Source organism: Pseudoalteromonas sp. OOF1S-7 (genome assembly GCF_022347765.1).
GTDB lineage: Bacteria > Pseudomonadota > Gammaproteobacteria > Enterobacterales > Alteromonadaceae > Pseudoalteromonas.
Genome location: NZ_JAKRFZ010000003.1, coordinates 377,867 through 389,208 on the forward strand (window position 1 = coordinate 377,867; position 11,342 = coordinate 389,208).

Annotated in this window: 9 protein-coding genes; 6 read left to right on the forward strand and 3 right to left on the reverse strand. The window is 50.3% G+C overall.

Annotated elements, in window-relative coordinates; all coding sequences use genetic code 11:
• Positions 1–99: 99 nt before the first annotated feature.
• Positions 100–1,533, reverse strand: coding sequence for a hypothetical protein (locus tag MHN33_RS06550; protein WP_239397212.1), 1,434 nt, complete (start codon positions 1,531–1,533; stop codon positions 100–102).
• A 97-nt stretch (positions 1,534–1,630) separates the two neighbouring features.
• Positions 1,631–2,125: a DUF1993 family protein gene (locus MHN33_RS06555; RefSeq protein WP_239397213.1), complete on the reverse strand. Its 495-nt coding sequence runs from the start codon at positions 2,123–2,125 to the stop codon at positions 1,631–1,633.
• Positions 2,126–2,507: 382 nt separating this feature from the next.
• Here MHN33_RS06555 and MHN33_RS06560 point away from each other — a divergent pair, with 382 nt between their 5' ends.
• From MHN33_RS06560 to MHN33_RS06585, 6 genes are all read left to right on the forward strand, one after another.
• Positions 2,508–3,197, forward strand: a complete 690-nt coding sequence (locus MHN33_RS06560; RefSeq protein WP_239397214.1) for an ABC transporter ATP-binding protein — start codon at positions 2,508–2,510, stop codon at positions 3,195–3,197.
• Positions 3,198–3,205: 8 nt separating this feature from the next.
• A complete protein-coding gene (locus MHN33_RS06565; RefSeq protein ID WP_239397215.1) occupies positions 3,206–4,537 on the forward strand; it encodes an ABC transporter permease in 1,332 nt (443 codons plus the stop codon).
• Positions 4,538–4,546: 9 nt separating this feature from the next.
• Positions 4,547–5,752, forward strand: coding sequence for an FtsX-like permease family protein (locus MHN33_RS06570; protein WP_239397216.1), 1,206 nt, complete (start codon positions 4,547–4,549; stop codon positions 5,750–5,752).
• Between the two features lie 141 nt (positions 5,753–5,893).
• Positions 5,894–7,228: an ABC transporter permease gene (locus tag MHN33_RS06575; protein WP_239397217.1), complete on the forward strand. Its 1,335-nt coding sequence runs from the start codon at positions 5,894–5,896 to the stop codon at positions 7,226–7,228.
• 10 nt (positions 7,229–7,238) lie between these two features.
• Positions 7,239–8,447, forward strand: coding sequence for an FtsX-like permease family protein (locus MHN33_RS06580; protein WP_239397218.1), 1,209 nt, complete (start codon positions 7,239–7,241; stop codon positions 8,445–8,447).
• Between the two features lie 135 nt (positions 8,448–8,582).
• Positions 8,583–8,957: a hypothetical protein gene (locus MHN33_RS06585; RefSeq protein ID WP_046003528.1), complete on the forward strand. Its 375-nt coding sequence runs from the start codon at positions 8,583–8,585 to the stop codon at positions 8,955–8,957.
• 170 nt (positions 8,958–9,127) lie between these two features.
• Here MHN33_RS06585 and pbpC read toward each other — a convergent pair whose 3' ends face one another.
• On the reverse strand, positions 9,128–11,323 hold the full coding sequence (gene pbpC / locus MHN33_RS06590; protein ID WP_239397219.1) for a penicillin-binding protein 1C: 2,196 nt from the start codon (positions 11,321–11,323) through the stop codon (positions 9,128–9,130).
• Positions 11,324–11,342 lie beyond the last annotated feature (19 nt).

Here is an 11,342-nt window from a genome sequence, read left to right on the forward strand (position 1 = left end):
AATTAGATTTGGCTGCAACCTTTAGGCTGTGAGGCAGATAAACAAATAATGCACTCGTCGCTGGAAAGCAACGGGTGCACTTTGTACTCACTTTCAAGATTAAGGGCTTGCACTGCCGGCGGGGCCCGTCACTGCGGGGCTAGATTGCTCTGTGGCCGGGTGCATCCGACCAAAATAGGTCAGTTTTCCCAGATAATCGGGTACTTCACGTTCACTGTTAAATTCGCGGATGGCCACAATTTGTCTATTGTGGAAGGCCTGTAAGAGCGGGCTGAGTGCTTGCTCTGTCCAGCTTTGCAGGGCATCTGAACGAATAAACTGTTCCTCGAACTGTTCGGCATCAGCGAGTAGTTGCGTCCAGAGTTGTCGCTGTATTTGCGGCGGGGTATCAGCCACATGCGCCAATGCGTCGTTGATCCAGCCCAGCCCGTATTCATCATACGCGGTGAGAATGTCTGAATAGAGGCGCCTGCGATCAGATTCACTGGGAGGTTGATCCTGTTGCACCACCATTTCGTTTTTCTCTGTCTGGTAATACTGGCGGTGTGCTGACAGGTCAACTTGCTGACTCAGGTAGGCAAACACATTCGTTGCACTGTCTTTATCTGCGGCGTCCAGCATCTCCAGCATACTGCGCTTTTCGAACGGTTTAATGACGGTGGCCATATCGAGTATGCCGCGACTTTGTGAAAAGTCGCTTTGTTGCAGATGGGTATTCAGGGTACTCAGATCGTCTCCCTTAAATTTACCGCTGATCAACAAGTCACTGTAAGCGTGCATCAACTCGAGTGTTTTGGGCGCTTGGGCGAGCTTGTATTTCCAGTGTTTGTCCTGATCATAAGAAACAAGCATGATGCGCTCGTGGCCATGTTCATCAACGCCTGCTGGGGAGCGGGGAGCGCGATAGCTTTCGCCTTGTTCACGGAGACTGGCAAGGGTCTGGATGGTATCTCCAAGCACGTCATCTGACAAAGAGGCAAGTACATCAATGAGTTGTTCTGGTACCTCATGACGTCTTTGCTCTGTAAAAATAGGTGTGCTCCCTGCGTCTATCAAGATATCTGCTAGCCGGGATAGTGCTTCGTCATCCAGGCGCTCTGCAATGGCGAGTAGAGATTTACTGGGCTTGATGTGCTCCAGCTTATTTCTCTGCTCGGGTGGCAGGCGGTCAAGTTGAGCCAGAAATGCGTTGATATCATCCGTATCGGTTAGATCGCCATATGCATAATGTGTGCTGAGCTGGCTGTGCTCAGTCTCGCCGTTTTGCTGGCTGACAATATGGTAGCGCTTAAAGCCAATATAGTCAGAGAGCTGTGCACTGGGTCCCGGGTAGATAAAAGGAGGAGATGCACGATGTGGTGAGTCTGGTAGTAACGCTTTGAGGTGAGGATCGGTCAGTGGTGCCCCCTTTTCGACAATGACTGAGTGAGCCGGGTCCTGACTATGTGCAGAGCGGGAGAGTGTGACGCGATTGGTTTGGGGTTGATTGCTGTGTTCTGCCAGGCGGAGAGAGCTGTGAAAGTGAAGCTTCATAAATAACCGTATCCTTGTTACTTAAAGTTAGACACATATCGGCAGCAAAATGCGGAACTTTAAAACAGCAAAACTTCAGCGGCAGGCGTTAGCCTGCTCAGGAAGGGAAAGAAAAGCCAGCGGGATAACGATGAAAACCATCAAAGTCTCCTTTACTCAATGGTAGCCCGGCGGCACGTAATATCGCGTAGGCCATGGAAAAGTGGAATAAAAAGTTGGGCCAGGCGTAGAACTGGAAGTATTTTTCGGGCTCCAGAGTGTGGTTGGCGAAACCAGCCACAAACGTGATGCTAGCAGGCATCGATTCCCAGGGATCGCTCCTTAAGTGTTCCAGATAGTCTATGGTGTCGTCCAGCTCTTGTTGCAAATCGCTGATACTGATTGTCGGGCGCTTAAAGTTGCTTACTTCTTTGTTGAATAGCGGGCAGCAGCAGCGGAGCGACAGTGCGGCGGCAGTAGAGATTTGTTGATGCAGAGGAAACATGTCTGGGCACAGCCGCTGCATCAGCAAATCTTCAGTAATCTCGTCGCGCTGCATCATAGCGCGCATCTGGTTCAGATAGTGTATAAATGGCTCAATAATTTGGCTCATGTTTCCCTCGTTCAGATAAATCAATATGTACTTAAAATTATTTGTTCCGTTGCTGGCAGTGAGCGCTTTATTAATATTAACAAACAGCCAGATTCAAAGCGGTGCTTAAGTATTATTTTCAAACACCTACAACAAATGTAGTAGATAAAATCAACGCTACCATTAGTTTAATGGAACGTTTAAAAAACGTGACTTTAAATGGTTTTTTGTGTACCTTCTGGAGTCCGCTGGTAAATTGCGCATGGACTTAATTTTAGACTCAAGCCTGCCTAGCCGCCAGCGTGATGTCCCGCGGACAGGCGCTTTTTGGAAGAGTCTGTCATAGTGAGAAGGACACAGGCTTCCGATTTACAAGAATAAAGACAATTCATAAGGAAATTTTATGCTTAAAATGTCAAAACTAGCGAAGGCTTATTACACGGATACGGTAAAAACCCAAGCGCTGCAACCCTTTGACCTGGAAGTCCAGCAGGGAGAGTTTGTCGCTGTTATTGGTCCGTCTGGCTCTGGCAAAACGACCTTTCTGAATATTACAGGATTGCTGGAAGAGTATTGTGAAGGTCAGTATTTGCTCGATGGTAACGATGTCACTGGGCTGTCAGATAAGCAAAAATCACGCTTACGAAATGAAAAAATCGGATTTATTTTTCAAGGGTTTAATTTGATCCCTGAGCTTAACCTGTTCGATAATGTGGAAATGCCATTGCGTTACCGCAGCTTCAGTGCCGGTGAGCGTAAACAGCGTGTAATGGATGCTTTGCAACAAGTTGGCCTGGCAAGTCGCAAAGATCATTACCCGCAGCAGCTGTCCGGTGGGCAGCAGCAACGCGTTGCCATCGCTCGCGCACTGGCCGGCAGTCCGGCATTTTTGCTGGCGGATGAACCAACCGGTAATCTGGATTCGAAAATGGCAGATGGCATCATGTCTTTGCTCAAAGATATCAACGCGAAAGGCACCAGTATTCTGATGGTGACGCACGATACAGTGCAGGCCAGTCAGGCCCAAAGGATCATAGAAATCAAAGATGGTGTCCTGAGCGAGCGCCACACGCCAGAGCAAGCGATTGCCTAGGAACAAGTATGCTCAGTTATTATTTTAAGCTGGCATGGCTTAGCTTACGCAAAACACCTCTGCTAAGCGTGCTAATGGTGGGCACTATTGCTTTGGGTATTGCCGCAGCTATGGTGACTTACACCGTAAGTTATATGATGACCAAAGATCCTTTACCAGCCAAAAGTGATCGAATTTTTACCGTGCAGTTAAGCGCCTGGGGTCCGCAACAGCCATATAAGGTGGTTGATGGACGAGAAGAGATCCCTGCCATGATCTCCTATCGGGATGCCCAGAACCTCAAAACGACCGCTAAAGCGCAGCAAGAAACAGCCATTGGTTTGTTTAAAAGTATGAGCCGGGCAGAGCAACAAAATCGTCGTGATGCGCAGATGCGGATGGTACGTACCACACATAATGACTTCTTTTCTATGTTTGAAGTGCCTTTTTTGTACGGTAGTGCCTGGTCCGAACAGGATGATAGTGCGGGCAATCAGGTTGTGGTGATCACCAAAGCACTGAACGACGAATTGTTTGACGGGGTGAACTCGGTAGGCCACCACATTGTGTTGGGTGAGTCCTTGCTGCAAATTGTCGGTGTCATGGACGACTGGTTTCCTATTCCAAGATTTTATTACTTGTCGTCACAGGCATATCATGATCCTCATGATCTGTTTGTGCCACTACAATACCAGATAAACCAGGAGATCTTCTCCCGCAGTGATGTCACCTGGGCGTGCTGGCAGGATATTGAAGATGTCGCGTTTAGTGACTTCATCACCTCGGATTGTATCTGGCTGTTTTACTGGGTTGAGCTGGAGTCGGCAAAAGACAGGGCGGACTACATGGATTTCATTAACGCCTATGTAGATGAGCAAAAGTCGGCAGGTCGCTTCGCCAGAGAAAATCTGAGTCGCTTATTTACCATTGATGAATACTTACGCTGGGCAGAGGTACTGAGCAACGAAAATGACATGGCCGTGTGGCTGGCATTTGCCTTTTTATTGGCGTGCTTACTCAACTGTATGAGTCTGATGATGACCAAGTTTTATGGCAAAGGCAGTGAAATAGGATTGCGGCGCGCTGTTGGCGCCAGTCGTCACGACATCTGTTGGCAGTTTCTGTGTGAGGCCTTTTTAATTGGTGTGCTTGGAGGTGTACTTGGACTGATGTTTGCGCAGCTTGGCCTGGTTTTGGTACAGCAAATTTTCTCTCACCTCAACGCCAGTATTATGCAAATGGACCTGCAGATTGTGCTAATGACCATCTTACTGTCCATTGTAACCAGTGTTTTGTTTGGTCTGTGGCCTATTTATCGCGCTGCACAAATCCAGCCATCCAGCCAACTCAAGAGTTTGTAGGGGTAAGTGATGAAGGATTTTATAGTTATTCTTAAGTCCCTTTGGCGTAGTAAGACCTCGCCATTGCTATTGATACTTCAAATTGCAGTGACTTTTACCATATTTGTCAATGCGGTCTATATGGTGACGCAAAAACATCATAAAGTGACAGCCCCCAGTGGTTTGAATGAATCCCAGGTATTCTCTTTGTTTATCAATTTGCAGGAAAAAGAGCTAGCTCAGGTTGCAGAGTTTGAGCAGGTGATCCGAGACATCAAGCAATTGGACAGTGTCGCTAATGCAATACCCGTGACTTCCGTGCCACTGAGTGGCTTTGGTCGCTCGGTTGACATTGGCTATGGGCCCGCAGATGAAGATAAGCTCACCAGTAGCGGTTACTATGGTAGCAACTATGACAGTCTTGATACCCTGGAGCTGGCACTGATCGCCGGACAGTGGTTTGAAAAAAGCGATGTCACACATTCGTTTTTTGGTGCCCCGTCGGGTGGCAAAGTGTTGGTCTCCAAGGCACTTGCACAAACATTACATCCTGACAACTGGCGAGATGTGCTCGGTAAGACACTGTACGTTCAGGGTGAGCCACAGCAAGTGATCGGGGTAATCGACAACCTAAAGGCGGTGTGGAGTTTCTGGCGATTGTTTGATCACGCGGTATTGTCGCCTGTGTTTGAAGTCCGGGACAAAGTGGGCATTATGGTAAAAGCACAGTCGGGCTCGCTTGAAAAGGCCATGCTTGATGTGAAAGAGCGACTGCTGATGACGCCCGGCAGACAAATAGATAAGTTAAAACCTTTCAGTCAGACCCGAGAGGAAAGTTACCGGACGGATGTGGCTGAACTGCAAACCCTGCAGCTGGTTTTGATTGGCTTGTTACTGCTGACCATGCTGGCTATTTTTGGCCAGGCTCGGTTTGCGATTCTCAAGCGCCGCAAGCAAATTGGTACCCGACGCGCCCTGGGCGCTAACCAGTTACAGATATTGCGTTACTACCTGCTGGAGAATCTGATAGTGACTCTGACTGGGGTGGTTATCGGTATGGTCTGTGCCGTACTGGTAAATACTCAGTTGGTGAGCTACTTTGGCCTGATGCCGGTTCCTGCGGATTATCTATTAGTAGGTGCACTGGCTATTCTGCTGGCTGGTCAATGTGCGGTAATTCAGCCAGCCTGGCAGGCGGCACGTGTTTCGCCTGCGCTGGCAACACGCAGTGTGTAAAGCTGGGGTCACATGAGGTGACCCCAGAGTAAAGGAAATATATTAAAACAATAAAGGAATAGGTATGCGATTAATTTCAATTCGACCAAACTTGTTTGTACCTTTTTTGGCTCCTCTCTGTGCTATCCGGAGGCGGTGGAAATGTTGATTGGTTACTACTTTAAACTCGCCTGGATCAGTCTTAAAAAGACGCCGCTACTGAGTATTTTGATGATTGGCACGATTGCCATGGGTATCGCGGCCACTATGATCACCTCCACCGTGAGCATTATGATGGCAAAAGACCCCTTACCGGAAAAAAGTGATCGGGTTTTCTCTGTGCGGCTGAATAGCTGGAGCCCGGACAAGGCCTATCAGTTGTCCAGAGGGGAAGAAATGCTCCCTCCGATGATGACCTACATGGATACCATAAACTTGCTGGAGGACGGCAAAGGCCTGCATCAGAGCGCGGTGGTCATGTATAAAAGCATGGTTCGCAGCGAAGAGCAGACCGAAAAAGAAGCCAAAATGCTGCGCTTTAACTCCGTCAACAACGATTTTTTTGAAATTTTCGATGTGCCTTTTTTGTTTGGTTCCCCATGGTCCGACAGCGAAGATAAAAAAGGCGCCGCGCTGGTGATACTGGACAAGCAAACTAACGACCGTCTGTTTGGCGGTGCAAATTCCGTTGGTCGGCATATTTTCGTTGGCCCGCACCTGGTGAGGGTTGTCGGGGTCATTGACAGTTGGGCACCACTCCCGCAGGTTTTTCAGGGGCCAAACCGTGCGCATAATTTGCCGTATCCTTTGTTTACGCCTTTTCAGTTTCAGGTCAACAACAACTTGTTGTCAAAAGGGGAAATGAGCTGGCGATGCTGGACCGCTCTGGATGATGGCACACTGGAAAGCTTCCTGGCTTCAGAGTGTGTCTGGATCCGTTACTGGGTAGAGCTGGAACAAGCGACGCAGCGCGACGATTATACCGACTATATCAACGCCTACGCCCAGGAACAAAAAAAAGGCGGACGCTTTGCCCGGGAAAAACCAAGCGAGCTTTTTGATATCAATGAATCGCTTATCGAAGACCACGTAATCGAGGACGATGATCGGATCGCGGTGTGGCTGGCGTTTGCCTTCTTGATTGCCTGCCTGCTCAACTGTATGGGCCTGATGTTGATTAAGTTTTATGGCAAAGGCGCCGAGGTGGGTTTACGCAGAGCGGTTGGTGCCAGCAAACAGCATATTGCCGTACAGTTTGGCTGCGAGACGGTGCTGATAGGTATTTTGGGTGGTGTCTTAGGGCTGACATTAGCTCAGCTGGGATTGCGCGTAACCGCCGATATTTTTGCACATTTACCCGATGGCTTAATGCAAATGACCACAGCGCTGGCTGTGCTGACTGTGGTACTGGCGGTGTTTAGCAGCATGTTATTTGGGTTATGGCCTATTTATCGGGCTGCGCAGATCCAACCCTCAGCTCAGCTTAAAAGCCAATAGGAGTCACACAATGAAGGATTTAAAGCCCATTCTAAGTACTCTGTGGCGGGCAAAATCGGCCCCTTTGTTACTGATTTTACAAATAGCGGTGACCTTTACCATTTTGGTCAATGCGCTCTACCTGATCATTCAAAAAGAGGCGATGTTAGTTGAGCCAAGTGGTCTGGATGAAGACGTCGTGTTTACGCTTGAGACCAATGTGCAGAGTAATCAGGCGGAGGAAATGATTGCGCTGGTAAAGCAAGATCTGCGTGACATTCGTAACTTACCGAGTGTTGAAAATGTCACTGTGGTGAATGCCTTTCCATTGAGCAACTGGGGCAGTTATGTAGCGACGGGGTTAGGGCCGACCGAAGAAGACATGAACATTTATACCGGCTATTACACCGGCGATGAGCATGCCGTTGCGACGATGGGGCTGGAGCTCATTGCGGGAGAGGGGCCCAGCGAAGGAGAGATCCTGGACTCGATAGATTTTAGTGCTGATCCAACACACGCTGTGGTTTCCAAAGGATTTGCCGAGTTGTATTACCCGGATGACTGGCGCGCAATATTGGGTACAACGGTTTACCTTGATTACAAGCCGGTGCTGGTGAAGGGCATAGTCAAAGAACTGAAGTCGGTATGGCCTGACTGGTATTCGCACCATAATACGGTGTTAGCGCCGCTGCGAAGTATAGGTAACAACTATAAGATACTGGTGCGGGCAATGCCCGGACAGCGCGAGCAGGCCAAATTAGATGTGGCGAAATTTTTACTGAAAACCCCCGGCCGCCAGCTGGACCGACTGCTGGATTATCAACAGATCCGCCAGGAAAAGTTCAAGTCTGAGAGGGCGGCCATTAAAATCTTATACTGGGTGATTGCAGGACTGGTGTTACTGACGCTCCTGGGGATATTTGGCCAGGCTCGTTTTAGTATTGTTAAACGTCGCAAGCAGATCGGTACGCGCAGAGCCTTAGGTGCCAGCAGAGCAGACATCTTACGTTACTGTATGACGGAGAACGCTATAGTCACCTTTATCGGTATAACGCTGGGCGTGCTGTGCGCGCTGCTCGCCAATGTGCAGCTGGTGAATCACTTTGATATGGCGCCGGTCCCGGTAATGTATTTGCTTCAGGTAGGGGGGGTGATCCTCATCGTGGGTCAGCTGGCTGTGTGTCAGCCTGCCTGGATGGCGGCCAGGGTGTCACCGGCCCTGGCAACACGCAGCGTTTGAGGCCTACGGTCATTAGATTATATTTTCCCCAAAAGGGTATTTCGGACACTTTTGGGGATTATTCATGTCAATTTATAGTCATTTTGTAATTTTGTTCTAACATTATATGAAACTAATGTTATCAGGAACGAGATTATGCATCAGCCAGGCTTGCTACCAGTCGCAGATATCTTCACTGAATCAATAAATAACAATGGCTGTTACGGTGTTGTTAAGTATACCAGCGGAGAGCAAAGTGTTTATGTTAAGCAGGTGTTTATTAACCGGCTCGGCAGTGGAGTAAAGCCTGAACTCAGTGCTGACGACATCGAATTTTTCCGCTATCTGGATTCAATTTTACGCTACTGTTACGTACTGGTGTATGTCAGAAACGCCAGCACGGGGGATTATGACAGTGCTATTTTTCTTGATGATTATGAGGCCATTCAGGGGATCAGCAAAGAGGAAGCCCAGCAACGCCTGGTCGATTTACATACTGTGGTGGGCTATCTAAAAACCGCCATGCAGTAACTGTTCTCTTTTAATGATGCCCACAAACGATAAGGCGCTGGTCACACTGCTTAGGGTCAGCAAAGAGGAAGCCCAGCAACGTCTGGTCGATTTACACACCGTGGTGGGTTATCTAAAAACCGCCATGCAGTCACTGGTTTCAGTTAAGGGGCACCACGATATGTTGTTACTTAAGGGTGCACCACGATATGCTGCTGGTCACACTGCTGTGCAACACACGCCGTGATGACCACCTTGCCCTGATACTCAGACAGTGCCAGAGTTGTTGAATTATGCGGTGCATGGTTGACATACCAGCGCACCGCTTCTGCGTGCTCACTGCCAACACCCGATACGCTCAGGGGGATCGCCGAAACCTGTTGCCGGTAATAATGCTGACCGCTGCGCGGTGCAGCGATGCGGATCTGCATGTGGTCCGGTTGTTTCACGGGCGCATTGTTTAGGGCCTGCCAGTTTGCAAGCTCAGCAGGCCAGCCAGGTTCAGTGATAAAACTCCCCTGACTGTGCATGGTTGGCGGTGTCATGCCATTGAGGGTGTAGGCTGAGAGTTGCGTGTGACAGGCGTCATCAGGCGTATCCAGACGTGCCAGCCCACCCGGCCAGCAGATCTGTACGGGCTCAACTTGCGCGGGCCTTGTCAGGCTGCGGGTATCCGCAGGCAGTAAATCAAACACATCAAACATTAAAGGGGCGGCGCGTGTGGCCCCCAAATACCCGACCACCGGGCTGGCATCGGGTCGGCCGACCCAGACAGCCACGGTGTAGTCAGCGCTGACACCGACCGACCAGAAATCCCGATAGCCATAACTGGTTCCGGTTTTCCAGGCAATCTTGCGGCGGTTGCTGGGGACCACCCGATCCGGTGCCGACAGCTGGCTTAGCATCTCAAACGTGATCCAGCTGGCAGCAGGAGACAGCAAAGAAAATGCCGGGCTCGGATAGCGAGGGTCGTTTTCAACAAGCGATAAATCCTGCACCTGGCCCTGGCTGGCCAGGGCGCGGTAGAGCCGTGCCAGCTCGATTAACTCGATCCCGGTGCCACCCAGTCCGACCGCCAGGTTGGCATCCTGATGATGCAGTGCCACTTTGGCATGACTGAGCTGCTGCTCAAAGCGCGCGGCACCGATGCGATGCAGTAATTGAATAGCCGGTACATTGAGGGAGTGTTGCAGTGCTTTGGTGACACTTACCGCACCGCTAAAGCGGCCGTTGAGATTTTGCGGCTTGTATCCGTCAAAGTCGCTCGGAATATCGCTCATCAGGCTCTGACTGTGGATCAAGCCCAGATCCAGCCCCAGCCCGTAAATAAAGGGTTTCAGTGTTGAACCCGGTGAGCGTACAGCCCGGATCATATCAACATGTGCGAAGCGACTGTCATCGCTAAAATCAACCGACCCCTGATAGGCCAGTACTTCGGCATGCTGATTATGTACGATCAGCACCGCGGCCGAACTTTTGCCCGTTAATCTTTGCTTAGTATTGGCCAGCAGCTGGCTGAGACGCTGTTGTAAGTCATGGTCCAAAGTCGTGCGGATCACATGCGAAGTGGGGTACTGACGCTTTAAGCGACGGCTTAACAGGGGCGCCAGAGGGGGCTGTGAAGGTGCTGATAAACGCACCGGCTCCTGGCTCAGAAGCACCAGTTGTTCAGTATTGACCAGCTGGCTGTCGGCCAGGCGTCTGAGTACCTTATTGCGCATTGCCCGGGCGCGCTCGGGATAGCGGTCCGGGCGGTTGTGCGAAGGTTTTTGTGGCAGTACAACCAGCAAAGCAGACTGGTTAATAGACAAGGACTTTGCAGGCTTATTGAAGTAACGTCGTGAGGCCGCCTCGACGCCTTCTATATTGCCGCCAAAGGGGGCGAGGTTGAGATACAAAGTGAGGATCTCAGATTTGCTGTAGTGCCATTCCAGTTGGACGGCCCTGAAAATTTGCTTCAGCTTGCCGGGTATGGAACGTTCGTGCGGGTCAAGCAGCCGTGCAACCTGCATGCTGAGGGTAGAGCCACCGGAAATGACCCGACCATGCGCCAGCCATTGCCATAAGGCTCTGCACAGCGCCAGCGGATTAACGCCGGGATGGTAGTAAAACCAGCGATCTTCGTAATCGAGTAAGGCCTTCAGATAAAACGGATCGACGTCTGCCAGCGTTATCTGATAGCGGTGGACCCCCTGATCATCACTGAAGGCGCGCAGTTGTTGTCCGTCGCGGGCCGTGACCACAGTGGCGGGCCCATCCGGATAGGGCTGTGGCAGTGGATATCGCCAATCCAGCCACAGCAGTAACAGGAGCAATCCCACCAGCGCCGCAGCAAAGTGCGTTATGCGACCAAGGCGCTGCGGCCGCAGCGCGTTAATCACATACATAGTTTAGTTTGCCAGACAT